We start from the raw sequence: 17,794 nt of genomic DNA, 5'->3' as shown, positions 1-17,794 counted from the left end.
ACGGGTCATGATTCGTGATAACGTGATCGTGATAACAGTGGTAAACCATGGCTGGCCTTTTTGTCGTCCCGGCAAAGGACCGGGCCACCGAAGTGGGGATCTTCTGTAGCCGAAGGTTTTTTAGCCTCGCCCGGAGATTCTTACTGCCAACGGGATGACAAAGAATAGTCGTAATCGACTGTTCGTCGTTCGCGTTACGTAACGGTGCCCTAATCAGGAACTGCCTGACAGGACATAAAAAAACGCCCGACCTGCTGGCCGGGCGTTTTTTGTGGCTTCGTTAGTCGAGTATCGGCACCACCTTGTCGAGGTTGTAGAAGATGATATCTTCTTTGCCGCTTTCGTCTTCGTTGAGCATCATGCCCACGATGGCGTTTTTCTGAATCCGACCCGACAGGATTTCCTTCGAGAGGGCGTTCAGGATGCGCCGTTGCAGCACACGCTTCAGCGGGCGGGCGCCAAACTGAGGATCGAAGCCTTCGCGGGCGATGAAGTCGAGCACCTCCGTGTCGGCTTCGAGTGCGATACCCTGCTCGGTCAACCGGTGCTGGATCTGCCGGAACTGGATCTCCATGATCTTGCGCACTTCGCGTCTGGTCAGCGGCTGAAACATCACCAGTTCATCGATCCGGTTCAGAAACTCGGGCCGTACGGTCTGCTTCAGCAGCTCAAACACTTCTTCTTTCGTGCTCTCGATGATTTGATCGGCATTCTGATCCGTTATGTCGGCAAACCGCTCCCGGATCACGTGCGACCCGATATTCGAGGTCATGATGATAATCGTATTCTTAAAGTTGGCTACCCGGCCTTTGTTATCGGTCAGGCGACCATCGTCCAGCACCTGCAGGAGAATGTTGAACACATCGGGGTGTGCTTTCTCAATCTCATCGAGCAAAATTACGCTGTACGGTTTCCGACGAACGGCCTCCGTTAGCTGACCACCTTCGTCATAGCCTACGTAGCCCGGAGGGGCACCAATCAGGCGGCTCACGGCGTGGCGCTCCTGGTACTCGCTCATGTCGATGCGAACCAGCGCGTTCTCGTCGTTGAACAGGAATTCGGCCAGGGCCTTGGCCAGCTCGGTTTTACCGACGCCGGTCGTACCCAGGAAGATGAACGAACCGATGGGGCGCTTCGGGTCCTGCATACCCGCGCGGCTCCGGCGTACGGCGTCCGACACGACCTCGATCGCTTCTTCCTGACCCGCTACCCGCTTGCCGAGTTCCGCTTCCAGGAACAGCAGTTTGTCGCGTTCCGACTGGAGCATGCGGCTCACCGGAATACCTGTCCATTTGGCCACCACTTCGGCAATGTCTTCGGAGGTGACTTCTTCCTGCAACATGGGGCTCTGGTTGTTGGACACGTCGCCGTCGCCTTTCTCCCGTTGCAGTTCCTTCAGGCGGTTTTCGATTTCCGGGATGCGGCCGTACCGAATCTCGGCTACTTTGCCGTACTCGCCTGAGCGCTCGGCCTGTTCGGCTTCGATGCGGAGCTGGTCGAGTTGTTCTTTCAGCGTACGGCCTTCGTTGACCGACGCTTTTTCGGTTTCCCAGCGGGCTTTCAGTTCGGTACGCTGCTCGTTCAGCTCGGCAATTTGCCGGCTCAGGACGCTTTCTTTGTCGCGGTCGTCTTCGCGCCGGATGGCTTCGCGTTCAATTTCCAGCTGCATGATCCGCCGGTTCAGCTCGTCGAGCTCTTCGGGTACGGAGTCGATCTCGAGCCGGAGCTTGGCTGCGGCTTCGTCCATGAGGTCAATGGCCTTATCGGGCAGGAACCGGTCCGAAATGTAGCGGTTCGACAGCTCAACGGCGGCAATGACCGCGTCGTCTTTGATGCGTACGCCATGGTGCAGCTCATAGCGCTCTTTGATACCGCGCAGGATCGAGATCGCATCCGGCACGTCGGGTTCATCGACCATAACGGACTGGAACCGGCGTTCGAGGGCTTTGTCTTTCTCGATGTATTTCTGGTATTCTTTAAGCGTGGTAGCACCGATGGCGTGCAGTTCGCCCCGCGCCAGGGCTGGTTTCAGCAGGTTAGCCGCATCCATAGCCCCTTCGCCACCACCGCCCGCACCAATGAGGGTGTGGATTTCGTCGATGAACAAGACGATTTCGCCATCGGAATCCGTCACCTCCTTGATAACGGCCTTCAGCCGTTCTTCAAACTCACCCTTGTATTTGGCACCGGCCACGAGCAAGCCCATGTCCAGCGACATAATAATCTTCGACTTGAGGTTTTCGGGAACGTCGCCCTGTACAATGCGCTGGGCCAGTCCTTCTACGATGGCGGTTTTACCGACACCGGGTTCACCCAGCAGCATCGGGTTATTTTTGGTCCGGCGGCTCAGTATCTGGAGCACCCGCCGTATTTCTTCGTCGCGGCCAATCACCGGGTCAATTTTGCCCGCGCTGGCTCGCTCGTTGAGGTTGATACCGTACCGCTCCAGCGACTGGTACGTTGCCTCTGCGTTTTGGTCTTTCACAGGATTGTTTTTGCCCCGCAGGTCGCGAATGGCATCTTTTAGGGTTTTTTCGGAAAATCCGATGTCTTTCAGTAACGTAGCTACGGTGTCTTTACCACCAACGAGGCCAAGTAGCATCATTTCGACGCTGACATACTCGTCGCCAAAGTCTTTCATTTGCGTCTGGGCCCGTTGCAAAGCCGCGTTCAGATCATTGCCCAGGTAAATACCCTGCTGCTGCCCACCGGCAACGACCACTTTGGGGTACCCGTTGATGATGGCATCCAGGGCGAGGGTCAAGCGTTTGATGTCGGTACCGAGTTTCCTGGCCAGAAACCCTACGGTGTTTGGGTCTTCTTCTAGAATGGCTTTCAGCACATGGCCTGTTTCGACCGTTTGCTGCTGATTGCCCTGCGCCATCTGGGCCGCATGCTGCACGACCTCCTGCGCCTTTATGGTGTAATTATTAACGTTCATGGCTGGTTGAGGAATGAATGAGATAAATCAATAACCAGAGATTACAGTCAGTATACACTAGTTGGTAACAAACTCCGGGCCGGGTCTGTTTTGCGGACATTTTGACGTGAAACAAGCCGTTGAGATTGCTAAATGCGTCAAAATGTCTTTATAAGATCTTGTATAGAGAGTATAATTCAGGCGTTCCGAATGCGAAAGATCCTCGACATTCCGCCCGTATTCTATGGGAGCGTGTTTATGAATAGAGCTGTATGTGCAGCAGGCCAACCGCAGTTGGCTAAAGCGAATAGGATTAACTCCATAGGAGCGGCATGTCAATAGCCGTAGGGACGGGGTTACTAGAGAAGCCCCGTGGGGGCGGCATGGCATAATTCCTGCCGCCCTCACGGAGCTGGGTTGCGGTGATATCTCGGTTATTAGCTATGGACATGCCGCCCCGCTGGGGTTAGGTTGTTGCCAGGCTATTGGCATGTTGCTTCGCTGGAGTTCGTGAGGGCAGGAGACGGTGGCGGTGGTTTACGAATGGCGGGCCTGCATGGGTTGTGGTTTCAGATACGTTAGCGAGCGCCAAAGCCACTCCAGGGGGCCGTAGTGAAAGCGAGATAGCCAAAACTGACTGAACAGCACCTGCGCTAGAAAAACGGGAATAGTAAGCAACAACACCATAGCCGTTCCGATTTCGCCAATCAGGCCGAGGCCGTAGCCGTAGAAGAGCAGCGTGCCGATGACCGATTGCAGGATGTAATTCGTCAGGGCCATCTTCCCAACGGCAGCCAGCGGTGAAACAACCCGCTGCCAGGATAGCCGCTGGAACAGCAGGGTTAAGCCGCTGATGTAAAATACCGTCAGGGCAGCATTCCCCAGGTCGAAGAGAAACCCGAAAATAACCTCGATTACTTTGGGAGGCTGGTTGTTGGGGCCGATGGTTAGTATGGCCGCTACAAACAGAAGGATGATGCCCAGGACCAGCAGCCCCGTATACTTTGTCAGCCGCCGGAAAAACGGACGGTATTCGCCGAGCTGCTGAAACAAGCGCCGGCGACCGGCATACAAGCCCAGCAGGAAGAAACCCAGGGTGATATAGATACGCCCGCTCTCGAACTGGAACTGCATCTTGGTTTTGAACTCGCTCAGATTTACGCGGACAACCTCTGCGTACGTGCCTTGCTTGATGACTTTGTAATTGGCCTCCACCAGTTTTTCGTCCTCTTTTTGCCGCTGTTCGTTCTGAGCTTTCGTGGGTTGTGGAGCCATGAACTGATTATAATTATTTCGTATCTGGGCCGGTACGTTCAGAACCAGCAGTATGGCCGCAACAAGCACCCAGCGGGTTGGTACGTTCCGGAACAGGAGCATGCCAAAACCCAGCATGGCGTAAATGCTCAGAATGTCGCCCCGCCAGTGCAGGTGATGGAGAAATCCGATGGCACCCAGGATGAGCAGACGCCAGGCAAATCGTCGGAGGAACGTGCCGTCAGAATCGGTAGAACGGGTTAGCATGAGTGCGAAACTCAGCCCGAACAGGAACGAGAAAAAGGTGTAAAACTTACCGCTGATAAATATACCGACAAACGTTTGGGCTACCATATTGGCGGCTCCCTGGCTGTTGATCTGGTAGACCGAGCCGGGTAACGGGCCACCATCGAACCAGACCGATACGTGGGCAATCAAGATGCCGAGCAGGGCAAAACCGCGCAGCGCATCCACAACCTGAATACGGGTTGGTTTGCTGACTGGTGCCGGAAAGGTGGGGGTGTCAGGAGCGTACATAACGGATCAGGATTAGGAGCAAGAAAGTATTGATACCAATACAGTCATTTTGCCGGGTAAAGCAAAGCGTAGTTACACCAATGACGAAATAGCCTGATAAACGTTGCTCGCAACAAAAAAAGACCGCCCATATCGGGCGGTCTTCAGGAAAAACAGACTCGGAAAGATAATCATCAATCCAGTCCTTCGGCTTCGATCGGCGTCATGCGTTCTCGTTCGATGTTGGTTTCGTGCTGAAGCCCCGAATACACATCGGCCGGGTTGTCCTGATAATCGGGGTCGACTACAGCTGCGTCGAGAACCGTACGGTCGTGGTCACGGAACTTGCCTTTGGGAAGCCAGTAGGCCAGCAAACCGACATACGCAGCTGCCAGACCGGCGGCCGTCAGCCCTACAACCGGGTAGCGATTCCACTGGCGGGAAGCGATGCCGCCAAAACCGGCTACAAACGGGAGCATGAACCAGGGATCGTTGAGCTGGCGCGCTACCAGATAACCCGCGCCAGCTGTGGCGCTCAGAATACCTGCCGCTACGGGCACATCCCGCTCGTCATCTGTCTCCCAGGCATCGAGAGTCAGGAGGGTATCGGGGGTGCCGACAACAGTGGCGGCTGTTAGCCAGCCGGTATACAGACTGACCGGAATCCGCAGGTATTTTTCGGGAGTAGGTACGTCGGTTTTACCAATTTCGAGCGCATGGTGTAAGCCCAGGGCCGCTACGAGGTTGGCTTTTGTTGTCAGATCGGATACGACAATACTGCGTTTATCATCCTGCGAAAAATAACGGCCAAAGATGGCGTTGAGGGTCCAGCTGGTTAGCCACCACGGTAAGGCTTTCTGATAGCGTGGGTTATACGCCTGACCTGGCAGTGCCTGGTGAACCATCAATGCCCCCAGCCCCGAATAAATAGTTGACCAGACCACACCAAACGCCCAGCCAGCCGGAATGATCAGATTTCGGTCGAATACGTTCTGGTATTCGACCGGCACATCGAATTCTGGTTCTGATTCGGCCTGTTGCATCTGTTTGCCTGCCCGACGCGAACGGGCACTGGAGGTGGTGGTATAGATAATACTGCCGACGGCCAGTACCGCCGTGGCGATGCGCCAGATTGATGAGTTTTTCATAACGATAGTGGTTAGCTGTCGGGCCGGCCGCGTGGCAACTGCCCCGATTTTTATACACAAAACCTACCGGCGTGCCAAGATGTTTGCCGATCAGGGTCGGCCCGCAAACCGAAGGTCGACCAGCAGGGCGCGGTGGTCAGAGCCAGTCTGCGGAAGCGTTCGGAACTGACTGAACTGAAAGCCCGCATTGACGAAGGCGTGGTCGATCGGAAGCTGGAGGGGCGGAAAGAAGGTGGGCCAGGTTGGCTGGGTGCGCGTATGCCGACCGCTGATTAGCGCGGGTATGTTGGAACGCCCGGCTGTAGCGGGAACGGCGTTGGGCGGGCCAAACACATCGGCATACACGGGCGAGAAAATACTGATGTTGAAGTCGCCGATGAGCAGGGCGGGCAGGCTGTGGTATCGGGTTCGGCGGGCGGCTTCGGCCAGTTGGGCATTACGACCCCTGAACCAGGATGGGAGCAGCGGGATACGCGGATGAACGGTAACCAGCGCCATGGGTTGGCCGTTCACAACCGTTGTGAGGGTAATGAGCTGGTGGTTCCGGGCCAGGGCCGTATCGACCCGGATGGGCGTGCGGCTACCGACCAGTATCCAGAACCGTTTCTTCGACCAGCACGCGAACCAGTGCGGATAGGCTCCGCGAAGGCGGGTCGTAACGTGCCGGATGCTGGCGGGTGTCATTTCCTGTAGTACGTATAGGTCGGGCCGTTGCGTCCGGAGGCTGGCCAGGGTTGTCTCGTATTCGCTGCGGGTAACGAGCACGTTGGCGTGGTAGACCCGAACGTCGCCCTGCGGGGGCAGAATGGGCTGGTCGTAGTCGCCGGGGTGCCACCAGCCTGCGTAGTTTGTCTGGTTCCAGCCCAGGAGCGCGAGCGTCAGGAGCAGGACCCAGGGCCGCCCCCATCGGTGGTAGATCAGCCCGCGTAGCCCGTTTGCCAGCAGCAAGGCCAGCGCAACCACTGTATACTGAACCTGAAAATGACTGAACAACTCAAAGAAGTAGAGCCGGCCGAGGGCGCTGCCCAGCGCCACGCTGCCGAAGAGCGCTACCGATCCCCACCAGAGCCACCAGTCGGGCGAGGTCAGATACGGGCAAACGCGCTGCCAGTACGAGCCGATTGTCAAGGGTGAAGAAGGTCGAACCATAGCCTATCCGGGCCCCAAAGCTACGAAAAAGCCTTCACCAGCGTCAGCAGTAGGGCTTTCTGGTCTGTACAGGCAGTAGGCTACCGGCGGTTATCGCCTTTCTGCCCTACAGGCTCTGTACGGATTCTCTGAACCTGGTTTCGGCGCCGTCGTGCTCACACACTGATCGTATTCGTGAGCCTGCCTTACACGTAGTTAACCCCACTCGTTATGCCATTGCGTACACTCTTGCTCGCTGGTCTGCTTTTCATTACATCAGGCCTGGGCCTGGCCCTTGCCCAGGCTAACCCCAACCGTCAGGACTGGGAGCCGCTCTTCAACGGAAAAGACTTGACAGGCTGGGATATCAAAATCACGGGCCAGCCCCTGAATGATAATTACAAGAATACATTCCGGGTCGAGAATGGCATTATGCGACTAGCCTATGATCAGTACACCAGCTTCGACGGCAAATACGGGCACCTGTACTACAAGAAACCCTACTCGCACTACCGAGTGCGATTCACGTACCGGTTCGTTGGTCAGCAAACCAAAGGCGGAGCGGCCTGGAACGTGCGCAACAGTGGCGTCATGCTCCATTCGCAGTCGGCCGCGAGTCTGTCGCTGGGACAGGATTTTCCGGTGTCGCTCGAGCTACAGCTACTGGGCGGGCTGGGGAAGGGGCCACGCCATACCGCTAACCTCTGCACCCCCGGCACGGAGGTCTACATGGATGGCAAGCTGAACCCCGCCCACTGCATCGACTCGGACTCAAAAACCTACGACGGCGACCAGTGGGTAACGGCCGAAGCCATCGTGCTGGGCGATTCGGTCATTCATCATCTGGTGGATGGCGATACGGTGCTGACTTACCAGCGGCCCCGGGTGAGCAGCTATTTCATCAGCGACGAGTATGACTGGAAAGCGGCCGGGATTCAGAATGTCGATTACTGGGCCAGCCGGGCTAACAAACCACTCGGCGAAGGCTATATTGCGCTGCAGGCCGAGAGCCACCCGATCGACTTCCGCTCGGTCGAGATTCTCGAACTCAAAGGCTGTACCGATCCTAAGGCGCTGAACTACAAATCCTATTACGTAAAGTCCGACAACACCCGATGCCAGTACGGACGCAAGAAATAACATGAACCGGATTACGACAATCGACGTGACGCGGGGATTGGTCATGGTCATCATGGCCCTCGATCATGTCCGCGACCTGCTCCACACACCCGCCCTGACGCAGAACCCGACCGATCTGGCCACGACAACCCCGGCCATTTTTCTGACCCGCTGGATTACCCACCTCTGCGCCCCGACCTTCGTATTTCTGTCGGGGGTATCGGCTTATCTGTCGTTGCGGAAGCGCAACTCTCCCGCAGCCCGGCGCTTCCTGCTGAAACGGGGGCTGGTGCTGATCGTGCTGGAGCTGACCGTCATCAACTTCGCGTTCTGGTTCGACATTCAGTTCAGGAGCCTTATGCTGCAGGTCATCTTTGCCATCGGGGGCGGGCTGATGATGCTGTCGCTGCTGGCGAGGTTACCCGTTCGGTGGGTGGCCGGTATCGGGTTCGGTATTGTGCTGCTGCACAACCTACTGCCGTTTGCGCCGTTTGCTAACCCGGTGGGGAGTTTTGTATGGTCGTTGCTGTTCCGAACCAACGTGTTTGTGGTAAGCCCGGAACTGACGGTGCTGGTCGGTTATCCGCTCATTCCCTGGTTGGGCATTATGCTGCTGGGTTTCGCGGCCGGGCGGTTGTTTGAGCAGCCCGCTACCAGTCGCCGACCGCTGCTGTGGCAACTGGGCCTGGGGGCGCTGGGTCTTTTTCTGGCGCTTCGATTCCTGAACCTCTATGGCGATCCGGCACCCTGGTCGGTACAGAAGAATGGTTTACTGACGGTGCTTTCGTTCCTGAACGTGAGTAAATACCCGCCCTCGCTGCTCTACACGGCCGTAACCATCGGACTGGCGCTGCTGATACTGGCCGCTGCCGACGGCGCCAGCAATGCCCTGACCCGCCTGCTGACGGTATACGGGCAGGTGCCTATGTTCTACTACCTCATCCACTGGTACCTCGTTCACCTGTCTATGCTGGCGATGTCGTTTGCGCAGGGCTACACCTGGGCCGATGTGCCTTCGGGACCGCTCAACTTTGGCCGGCCCGAAGGAGCAGGTATATCGCTGGGGGGCGTTTATGGGGTCTGGCTTGCGCTGGTGGCTGTTCTGTATCCGCTCTGCCGCTGGTATGGTCGCTACAAGGCCGCTCACCCCGAGTTGACCTGGCTGCGGTATCTATAAGAACGCTAGAGACGACGGAACTTGACATTGCGAAACCAGACGGGGCTGCCCCAGTCCTGCAAACCAATCCGGCCGATATACTGGCCTTTGCCGATGGGGGCGTCTTTGAGCTTACTGGCGGCCACCCGCTGTTTCCATTCGGGGCTGTTGAGGGTGTACTCGTGGATCGTAAACCCGTTCAGCGATACGGTCAGCGTGTTCTTTTTCATCACGAAATGCACCTGGTTCCACGAACCGACCGGGTTGACCTCACGAACGCGGGCGTTGGCTACGCTGAAGAAATCGCCCGCCCGGTGCTTATTCTCGTCGGCTCCTTCATAAATGGCGTTGTCGAGAACCTGAAGCTCAAGCCCCGTATCGTATACGTTCTTGTGGGCGGGGGATTCCTGCACGAAAAAGAAAATGCCGCTGTTGGTCAGCCGTTCTACTTTCCAATCGGCCTTGAACTCAAAATCGCCGGTGAACGAGGCATCCGTAACCAGGTCGCCCCCGTTAGCGGCTTTGTTACCGATCCGGTTCGGCACGTACAGGTGCAGTGCCCCCTGCTCCACGCGCCAGGCCGAGCCGACTCCTTTGCCGCCGTAGGTATGCCAGCCGTTGGTGTTCTGGCCGTTGAAGAGGAGGGTCCAGCCCTCTTTCTTTTCCTGTGAGGTTAGGGTATTCTGAGCCTGCATCAGGCTGGCAGTCAGAACGAGTAGGGCAGACAAAAGAAACCGGAAGCGCATGGGCTGTATGAAAACGTGTTTGTTGTAAAAGACGGGCCGAAGTCGTTCGCTACTGTCCGGCCTAAAACAAAGCGTGCCCCGTTCCGAAACGGGGCACGCCTAACTACCTCCTGTCTGCAGCTACTACTGGAACAGCAGTACGCGGTCAATGACATGAATAACGGCGTTGTTGGCCACTACATCAGCCTGGGTGATGTTGGCCGAGCTGGTCCCGTTGCCTTTACCCAAAATGGTCACTTTACCATCGGCTACGTTGAACCGCACACTCGATCCCTGGGCCGTTACCACGTCGGCCCCGTTCTGGAACGTCTGCGCAAAGGCCCGGTAGTTCAGCGTATGGTAGGCCAGCAGATCAGCCAGTTTTTTCGGGTCTTCTTTCTCAATGGCCGCCACGTTGGCATAGCCTGCTGCGTTGAAGGCTGCGTTGTTGGGCGCGAAAACGGTTACGCCATTCTGCGTGCTGTTGCTCAGAATGTTCTGAATGCTGGTACCCGCCCGGTTGGCGGCCGCTACGAACAGTGACAGATCATTGTTGGCTTTTACCACGTCGGCTGCGTTGATCGTTGGCGGCATCAGCACCTTGTTGATGATATGGATCGTGCTGCCTGTGGTCGGAATGTCGCCCTGGGTAACCTTCGCGCCGTTGATGCTGACGTCGCTGTTGCTAACCTTATAAACCGACACCTGCGTATTGGGCAAGGTGGTCTGATAGGAGGTATTCACCCGCGTCGGGATGGACGACAGGTCGATCAGCGACCCGATAACGTGGTATTGCAGAATCCGCTTCAGGTCAGCCGCTGGCGCAGCGCTCACTGCGGCCACACTGGCGTAACCAGCCGCCCGGAAGGCGTCGTCGGAGGGGGCGAAGATGGTCAGTGCGCCTTTGTTCACATCCGCAACCAGACCAGCCTGCGCAATGGCGGCCGTCAGGAACGTCAGATTATCTTTCTGCTTGATGTAATCATACGAGGCCACAACGGTCTGGTTCGAGCCGGGAGTTGTGGTGCCTGAACCAGGCGTCGTCGATGTGCCGGAGCCGGGTGTCGTGGCCGTGCCGGTGCCGGGCGTAGTAGCCGTGCCCGAACCTGGATTGGTTGTCGTAGGCGGAACCGGTTGCGGATCGGGGCTATTGGTACAGCTGCTCAGAAAGGCAACCGAACTCAGCAGGCAGGCCGCTGCCACTGATCGGAATGTGTTGAAATTGAGATGAATGGTCATACGTTGAGTTGGTAAATTGTTGACTAATTAAGTAAGCAATCCTGTCGTCATTGTTGCGTAACGAGAGGTAGTTGGAAGGTTAACGGGGCATCGGGATGAGTTGTTGTGTTGGAAAAGTGCTATTCGAGTGAACGGGATTTATGTTTTGCGTACTTTCAGGGCAACGAAACGGGCTGAACCATGACCAAAAAACTAGGCGTTTTTATTATTCATGGCATGGGCGATCCTGCTCCCGATTATGCCGAAGTACTTATCGATCAGGTAACGAAACGGCTGGGCGATGCGGCCCGGGAGGTCGAGTTTGAAGCGTGTTACTGGGCACCCATTCTGCAGAAACAACAGGACGTAACCTGGCGTCGGTTGCTGCTGCGTGATCAGCTGGATGCGCTGGCGTTTCGACGCTGGATTGTCAGCGCACTGGGCGATCCGGTGAGTTATCTGTCTGGTTTTTTCAAGGATGGCAAACCGGTGTATGGGCAGATTCATGCGTGTATGCGGACCAGTCTGGAGCAGCTCTCGGCCCGGCTGGGCGAGGGTCAACCCCGGCCCCTGATGATCCTGGCCCACTCGCTGGGCAGCGTAATCGCCAGTAATTACATCTGGGACCAGCATTACAACAAAAATGAGGAGCATGTTGGCCTGGGCAAAATGCCTTTCGAGCGGACCGAAACGCTCACGTCGTTTATCACGTTCGGCTCTAATATTCCGCTCTTTCTGCCGCCTTCGCCCCCCATCCGATGCATTCCATTTCCGCACCAGAACCTACCGGCGTATCTGAAAGCCGAAGCCCGCTGGCAGAACGTGTTCGATCCGGACGATGTGCTTGGGTATCCGCTGGCCGACATCTGGGACGATACGCAGGGCACCCGCATCGACGATATTTCGATCAATGCCGGTACGTGGCCGCTGTCAGAAACACCCCTGTCGCACACGGCCTACCTGCGCGACGATTCTTTTCTCGATCTGGTCGAAGAACGTATGCGTGCTCTGTTAAGGCTGACACCATGGCCTGATGAGACAACTTTGTAAAATACAAAAACGCCCGGCAGCAGCACTGTCGGGCGTTTTTGTCGGGTTGTGAGTCCCTTACTGGGTAACGGGCAGCAGCCGGAATACGTAACCCGGATCTTCGACCGATACGTAGAGATAGCCGTCGGGGCCCATGGTCACGTTGCGCAGCCGTCCAATGTTTTTCAGGATGTTCTCCTGGCTAACGATTTTGTCGCCGTTCATGACGCACCGGTTCAGGTACTGAAACCGCAGCGACCCCACCATCAGGTTGTTTTTCCAGCCTGGGTATTTGGAACTCGTTACGAAGGCCATGCCACTGGGACCGATGGAGGGTAACCAGTAGGTAAGCGGCTGTTCCATGCCTTCTTTGGCCGTCAGGTTGGTGATCGGTTTGCCGTCGTAATTGATGCCGTAGCAGATGACGGGCCAGCCGTAGTTGGCCGATTTTTTGACGATGTTGATCTCATCGCCCCCGCGCGGCCCGTGTTCGTGGGTCCAGATGGCGCCCGTGGCCGGGTTCAGGGTCATACCCTGCGGATTGCGGTGGCCGTACGAATAGATGGATGGATGCGCGCTCTTGTTGGCTACGAAGGGGTTGTCGGCCGGAATGCGGCCATCGTCGTGCAGGCGGTGCACCTTTCCCGCGTCGCGGTCCAGCGATTGGGGGTTTTGCTGTTCACTGCCGCGGTCGCCAACTGTGATGTACAGAAACCCTTTCTTGTCGAATTCGAGCCGCGAGCCGTAGTGGTGGCGGGTTTTGGCGTAGGGGAGTGCTTCAAAAATTACCTTCTGATCGGTCAGCGCAGTACCCGCCAGTTTGGCCCGCATCACGGCCGTAGTCGAAAGCTTGTCGCTGCCTTCTTGCTTCACCGCCGAATACGACAGGTAGATCAGCTGATTCTTCGCAAAGTCGGGGTGCAGTTCTACGTCGAGCAGGCCACCCTGTCCTTCGGCCAGTACGGTTGGACCGCCGGTTAGTTTGGTTTTCTGGTTGCCTTTTTCGACCCGGTACAGATCACCCGTGCGGTCGGTCACCAGCATGCTACCATCGGGCAGGAAGGCCAGACCCCAGGGCGACTTGAACCCGCTCGCCACCGTGTCGAGCCGAACCGTCATGCCTTCCGAGGTAAATACGTTGGAGGAGGGCTTGTTGGCAAACTTGTACTGATCCACGTTTTTCAGGCTCGTCAGAATCAGGTCGGCCATCTCGTCGATTTCCTTATCGGTCAGCACGCCTTTCCAGGCCGGCATGCCCAGGTCGGGGTAACCGCCGGTAATACTTTTAACCAGGTCACTTTTTTCTTTCCCGTGTTTCCACTGGCGATCGACAAAGGCTTCTACCTTTTCGCCGTGGCAGGAGGAGCAATAGGTTTCGTAGTTTTCGCGCGCCGTTTTTGCCGCCGGCTTTCGGTCGATCAGAAAACTGCTGAGGCAAAACACGGCCACAAAGGCGCTGCCAATCGTGTAGCGTAGCATAGGGGGGATGGGACTTGTTTTACGAATGAAGCGGGAGAGCTGACTTTTTTACTATTGATGGGCTATGGGTAAACGGCTAGGCGGCTACCAGTTCTTTGCGTTCGCCAATCTGCTGCCGCCACATGGCGTAATACAGACCTTTCAGCGCCAGCAACTCGTCGTGACGGCCCTGCTCAGCCACCCGCCCGTGTTCCAGTACAAAAATACGATCGGCGTGCAGAATCGTGCTCAGCCGGTGAGCAATCAGGATGGTGATGTGCCGGTGCGAACCCGACAGCTCACGAACCGTTCGGCCAATCTCTTCTTCGGTCAGCGAGTCGAGCGCCGATGTGGCTTCGTCAAAGACCAGCAGGGTCGGTTTGCGCAGCAGCGCGCGGGCAATACTCAACCGTTGTTTCTCGCCCCCGGAGACCTTTACGCCCCCTTCACCAATAACCGTATCGAGCCCCTGCGGAGCGCGGGCCAGCAACGAATCGGCCGCGGCCTGCCGGAGTGCCATCAGGCATTCTTCGTCGGTGGCGTTAGGAGCCACGAAGCGCAGGTTTTCGCGGATGGTACCGGCAAAAAGCTGCGTATCCTGGGTAACGAAGCCGATTTGTTCGCGCAACTCGTCGAGGTTGACGGCCGAGCCGGGTATGTTGTTGTACAGAATCTGGCCGCTCATGGGGGTATAGAGCCCCACCAGCAGCTTGACCAGCGTGGTTTTGCCCGAGCCGCTCGGCCCTACGAAGGCAATGGTTTCGCCCAGTTGGGCATCGAACGAGATGTCGTCGAGGGCGGGTTGGCTGGCCGACAGGTGTTTGAACCGAACCGCATCGAAAGCCAGCGTCTGAAGGCCCCTGACGGGCTGCGGCAGGGCGGGCTTGACGTCGCGCGGGGTGTCGAGAATCTGCTGGAAGTTAGCCAGCGACGCTTCTGTTTCGCGGTATATATTGATGATGTTGCCCAGTTCCTGCAGCGGTCCGAAAATGGCAAACGAATAGATGAACAGCGAGAAAAACTCACCCACCGTAATGCGCCCCTGCACCACCAGAAACAACATTAGCAGCATAATGGCATTACGGAGCAGGTTCACGAAGGTGCCCTGAACGAACGACAAGGACCGGATATAGCGAACCTTCTTCAGCTCGAGTTTCAGAATTTTCTCGGTCGTGGCGTTCAGCCGTTCGGTTTCCTGCTGGGCCAGGCCGAGGCTTTTGACCAGTTCAATGTTGCGCAGGCTCTCGGTGGTCGAGCCGGCCAGGGCCGTTGTTTCGGCAACGATCGTTTTCTGAACGTTCTTGATTTTTTTGCTGAGCAGCGAGCTCACGAAACCCAGCAGCGGAATGGTCAGAAAATAAGCCGGCGCAATGGGCCAGTAAACGGTAGTGGCGTACCACATCACGAACACGATACCCACTACGGACGTGAACAGGACGTTGACGAACGACTGGATCAGCTTCTCGACATCGGACCGTACTTTCTGCAGCTTACCGAGCGTCTCGCCCGAGCGCTGGTCTTCAAAGACCTGGTAGGGTAGTTCGAGGGAGTGGCGAAGGCCGTCGGTATAGAGCCTGGCGCCCAGCCGCTGGGTGATTACGTTGACGTAATAGTCCTGAAAATTTTTGGCGATGCGGCTCACCATGGCTACGCCCAGGGCCTGGAGGATCAGAAGCCCCGCCCCGTTCTGCAGAAATTCCCAGAAGTTGATGTCGCGCAGGGTGCCGCCCGGCTTGACAACGTACTGGTCGATGATCTTCCGAAAGATATACGGGTCGAGGAGCGAAAAAATCTGGTTGACAGCGGCCAGTAGCAGCGCCAGGATCAGCAGGCCCCAGTAACGGCGCAAATAACTGTAAAGTAGTTTCATACAGGAGTTGACGGCCCGGCCTGGTGGTGAGCGGACGGGATTTGCCGGTGTAACAACAGACGAGCCTAAAAGGTCTCCTGAACCGGAAACGTCGTTGACAAAAACCTGTCGGGGGCGCTCAGCCTGATGCCGGTACCGCTGAGGCTGGCGCAGCCAGCGGTCCTGTATGGCCCGGTGGGCGGGAGCGGGGCGGGCCATACAGGACATCAAAAAAGCCTAAAAGATCGTTACATAGACCTTTTAGGCTTTAGACGCTAATTGACAAAACTACACGGCGCCGGCTTTGATCTCGTCAACAACAGCCGGATCGAGCAGCGTGGTCGTGTCGCCGAGGTTGCTGGTGTCTCCTTCGGCAATTTTGCGAAGAATCCGGCGCATGATCTTGCCCGACCGGGTTTTGGGCAGACCCGAAACAAACTGAATTTTATCGGGTTTGGCAATGGGGCCAATGACCCGGCTGACGGTAGCGAGGATGTCGCGCTTGGTAAGGTCGGCGTCATGATCGGCGGGCATGGCGTCGGCAATGACGTAGGCATAGATACCCTGCCCTTTGATGTCGTGCGGATACCCGACAACGGCGCTTTCGACCACGCCCGTGTGCATGTTGATGGCGTTTTCCACTTCGGCCGTACCGATGCGGTGGCCCGATACGTTCAGGACGTCATCGACGCGGCCCGTGATCCGATAATAGCCGTCTTCGTCGCGCAGACAGCCATCGCCGGTAAAATACAGGCCGGGGTAGGTGCTGAAGTACGTCTGTCGGCAGCGCTCATGGTCGCCCCAGGTTGTTCGTAGAATACCCGGCCAGGGAAACTTCATGCACAGGTTTCCGGATACGCCGTTGCCTTCGATCTCCTTCCCGTTTTCATCCACCAGCATGGGCTGAACGCCGGGCAGTGGGAGGGTGGCGTAAGTAGGTTTGGTTTTGGTGACGCCCGCAATGGGCGAAATCAGCATACCACCCGTTTCGGTTTGCCACCACGTATCGACAATCGGGCACCGGTTTTTACCGATATGATCGTCGTACCAGTGCCAGGCTTCGGCATTGATGGGTTCGCCCACCGAGCCGAGTACCTTCAGGCTGCTCAGGTCGTGATTCTCTACCTTATCGAGACCAAAGCCCATTAGCGACCGGATGGCCGTTGGGGCGGTATACAGGATGTTGACCTGATGTTTGTCGACAATATCCCAGAACCGGCCAGCGTCGGGGTAGGTCGGTACCCCTTCGAACAGCAGTGAGGTAGCCCCGCAGGCCAGCGGTCCGTATACGATATAGCTATGCCCCGTAATCCAGCCGATGTCGGCCGTGCAAAAATGCACCTGACCCGGCTCGTACTGGAATACGTTCTCGAAGGTATAAGCCGCATAGACCATATACCCACCGCAGGTATGAACCACGCCTTTGGGTTTACCCGTACTGCCCGATGTGTAGAGAATGAACAGCACATCTTCGGCATCCATTTCTTCGGCCGGGCAGTCGGCGGTGACCTGCTTGAGTTCCTGCTCCATCCATACGTCGCGACCTTTCAGCATGGCTACCGGCGTGCGCGTACGGGTCATGACGATTACTTTCTCCACGCTGGGGCAGCCGATCAGGGCATCGTCGACAACGCTTTTGAGTGGAATTTCTTTGTTGCCCCGGTAAGCGCCATCGGCCGTAATCACCAGTCGGCACTGGGCGTCGTTGATCCGGTCGGCAATGCTCTGGGCCGAAAATCCACCGAAAACAACGGAGTGAATAGCACCGATACGGGCGCAGGCCAGCACGGCAATGGCCAGTTCGGGGACCATCGGCATGTAGACGCAGACCCGGTCACCTTTGCCTACGCCGTTGCGCTTGAGCACGTTGGCCATCCGGCAAACCTGATCGTGGAGCATCCGATAGGTGAGGGTAACCCCGGCTTCGTGCGGATCGTTGGGTTCCCAGATGATGGCGGGCTGATCGCCCCGTTCGGCCAGGTGCCGGTCGAGGCAGTTTTCGGTAATGTTCAGTTTACCACCTACAAACCACTTGATATTGGGTTCGGTAAAGTTCCATTGTAGGGTTTTGGTCCAGGGTTTGCGCCACTGGAATTCCTGAGCTACACCGGCCCAGAAGGCCTCGGGGTCTTCGACACTTTGCTGGTAGGCCTGCTGATAGTCGTCAAAGGTTCGGATACGCATAGTTGAAGGGCAAAAGGTAAATGAGAGAGTAAAAGTAAATGACACCGGCGTTTTGGCCGGTAATTTATTTGCTAAGTTGGTATAGATAGC

General features: G+C 56.8%; 12 protein-coding genes. 3 read left to right on the top strand and 9 right to left on the bottom strand.

Annotated features, from left to right (window positions below; all coding sequences use genetic code 11):
• Nucleotides 1-280 precede the first annotated feature (280 nt).
• The 4 genes from clpB to EQG79_RS05535 form a co-directional block, all read right to left on the bottom strand.
• A complete protein-coding gene (clpB, locus tag EQG79_RS05550; protein WP_129600484.1) occupies nt 281-2,941 on the bottom strand; it encodes an ATP-dependent chaperone ClpB in 2,661 nt (886 codons plus the stop codon).
• 516 nt (nt 2,942-3,457) lie between these two features.
• The gene (locus tag EQG79_RS05545; RefSeq protein ID WP_129600482.1) at nt 3,458-4,711 is read right to left on the bottom strand and encodes a DUF418 domain-containing protein; all 1,254 of its coding nucleotides are present in this window, start codon (nt 4,709-4,711) and stop codon (nt 3,458-3,460) included.
• 173 nt (nt 4,712-4,884) lie between these two features.
• Complete coding sequence (locus tag EQG79_RS05540; protein ID WP_129600478.1) at nt 4,885-5,838, bottom strand: TspO/MBR family protein; 954 nt, start codon at nt 5,836-5,838, stop codon at nt 4,885-4,887.
• Nucleotides 5,839-5,928: 90 nt separating this feature from the next.
• Nucleotides 5,929-6,987, bottom strand: a complete 1,059-nt coding sequence (locus EQG79_RS05535) for an endonuclease/exonuclease/phosphatase family protein (protein WP_129600475.1) — start codon at nt 6,985-6,987, stop codon at nt 5,929-5,931.
• A gap of 210 nt (nt 6,988-7,197) precedes the next feature.
• Between EQG79_RS05535 and EQG79_RS05530 the strand changes: the two genes are divergently transcribed.
• Nucleotides 7,198-8,106 carry a 3-keto-disaccharide hydrolase gene (locus EQG79_RS05530; RefSeq protein WP_129600472.1) on the top strand — a complete coding sequence of 303 codons (909 nt, stop codon included), beginning with the start codon at nt 7,198-7,200 and terminating at the stop codon, nt 8,104-8,106.
• A 1-nt stretch (nt 8,107) separates the two neighbouring features.
• The gene (locus EQG79_RS05525) at nt 8,108-9,262 is read left to right on the top strand and encodes a DUF1624 domain-containing protein (protein WP_077919256.1); all 1,155 of its coding nucleotides are present in this window, start codon (nt 8,108-8,110) and stop codon (nt 9,260-9,262) included.
• 5 nt (nt 9,263-9,267) lie between these two features.
• Here EQG79_RS05525 and EQG79_RS05520 read toward each other — a convergent pair whose 3' ends face one another.
• Both EQG79_RS05520 and EQG79_RS05515 read right to left on the bottom strand, forming a co-directional pair.
• Nucleotides 9,268-9,987, bottom strand: a complete 720-nt coding sequence (locus tag EQG79_RS05520) for a 3-keto-disaccharide hydrolase (RefSeq protein ID WP_240699278.1) — start codon at nt 9,985-9,987, stop codon at nt 9,268-9,270.
• Between the two features lie 123 nt (nt 9,988-10,110).
• A complete protein-coding gene (locus EQG79_RS05515; RefSeq protein ID WP_129600469.1) occupies nt 10,111-11,205 on the bottom strand; it encodes a fasciclin domain-containing protein in 1,095 nt (364 codons plus the stop codon).
• 180 nt (nt 11,206-11,385) lie between these two features.
• On the opposite strand from EQG79_RS05515, the gene EQG79_RS05510 reads away from it, so the two are divergent.
• The gene (locus EQG79_RS05510; RefSeq protein WP_129600465.1) at nt 11,386-12,234 is read left to right on the top strand and encodes a hypothetical protein; all 849 of its coding nucleotides are present in this window, start codon (nt 11,386-11,388) and stop codon (nt 12,232-12,234) included.
• 57 nt (nt 12,235-12,291) lie between these two features.
• Here EQG79_RS05510 and EQG79_RS05505 read toward each other — a convergent pair whose 3' ends face one another.
• The 3 genes from EQG79_RS05505 to acs form a co-directional block, all read right to left on the bottom strand.
• Nucleotides 12,292-13,692: a PQQ-dependent sugar dehydrogenase gene (locus EQG79_RS05505; RefSeq protein WP_129600462.1), complete on the bottom strand. Its 1,401-nt coding sequence runs from the start codon at nt 13,690-13,692 to the stop codon at nt 12,292-12,294.
• Between the two features lie 76 nt (nt 13,693-13,768).
• Nucleotides 13,769-15,541, bottom strand: a complete 1,773-nt coding sequence (locus tag EQG79_RS05500) for an ABC transporter ATP-binding protein (RefSeq protein WP_129600459.1) — start codon at nt 15,539-15,541, stop codon at nt 13,769-13,771.
• Between the two features lie 267 nt (nt 15,542-15,808).
• Nucleotides 15,809-17,704, bottom strand: a complete 1,896-nt coding sequence (acs, locus tag EQG79_RS05495) for an acetate--CoA ligase (RefSeq protein ID WP_077919251.1) — start codon at nt 17,702-17,704, stop codon at nt 15,809-15,811.
• Between the last annotated feature and the right edge of the window lie 90 nt (nt 17,705-17,794).

Origin of the sequence: Spirosoma sordidisoli, assembly GCF_004138325.1 — a bacterium.
Taxonomy (GTDB): Bacteria; Bacteroidota; Bacteroidia; order Cytophagales; family Spirosomataceae; genus Spirosoma; species Spirosoma sordidisoli.
Note: the sequence above shows the minus strand (reverse complement) of the source record. Positions and strands in the feature narration are given on the sequence as shown.

What these genes read in the sequence shown, in the direction of transcription:
- clpB (WP_129600484.1), bottom strand. Translation starts at nt 2,941, where the DNA reads ATGAACGTTAATAATTACACCATAAAGGCGCAGGAGGTCGTGCAGCAT.
- EQG79_RS05545 (WP_129600482.1), bottom strand. Translation starts at nt 4,711, where the DNA reads ATGTACGCTCCTGACACCCCCACCTTTCCGGCACCAGTCAGCAAACCA.
- EQG79_RS05540 (WP_129600478.1), bottom strand. Translation starts at nt 5,838, where the DNA reads ATGAAAAACTCATCAATCTGGCGCATCGCCACGGCGGTACTGGCCGTC.
- EQG79_RS05535 (WP_129600475.1), bottom strand. Translation starts at nt 6,987, where the DNA reads ATGGTTCGACCTTCTTCACCCTTGACAATCGGCTCGTACTGGCAGCGC.
- EQG79_RS05530 (WP_129600472.1), top strand. Translation starts at nt 7,198, where the DNA reads ATGCCATTGCGTACACTCTTGCTCGCTGGTCTGCTTTTCATTACATCA.
- EQG79_RS05525 (WP_077919256.1), top strand. Translation starts at nt 8,108, where the DNA reads ATGAACCGGATTACGACAATCGACGTGACGCGGGGATTGGTCATGGTC.
- EQG79_RS05520 (WP_240699278.1), bottom strand. Translation starts at nt 9,987, where the DNA reads ATGCGCTTCCGGTTTCTTTTGTCTGCCCTACTCGTTCTGACTGCCAGC.
- EQG79_RS05515 (WP_129600469.1), bottom strand. Translation starts at nt 11,205, where the DNA reads ATGACCATTCATCTCAATTTCAACACATTCCGATCAGTGGCAGCGGCC.
- EQG79_RS05510 (WP_129600465.1), top strand. Translation starts at nt 11,386, where the DNA reads ATGACCAAAAAACTAGGCGTTTTTATTATTCATGGCATGGGCGATCCT.
- EQG79_RS05505 (WP_129600462.1), bottom strand. Translation starts at nt 13,692, where the DNA reads ATGCTACGCTACACGATTGGCAGCGCCTTTGTGGCCGTGTTTTGCCTC.
- EQG79_RS05500 (WP_129600459.1), bottom strand. Translation starts at nt 15,541, where the DNA reads ATGAAACTACTTTACAGTTATTTGCGCCGTTACTGGGGCCTGCTGATC.
- acs (WP_077919251.1), bottom strand. Translation starts at nt 17,704, where the DNA reads ATGCGTATCCGAACCTTTGACGACTATCAGCAGGCCTACCAGCAAAGT.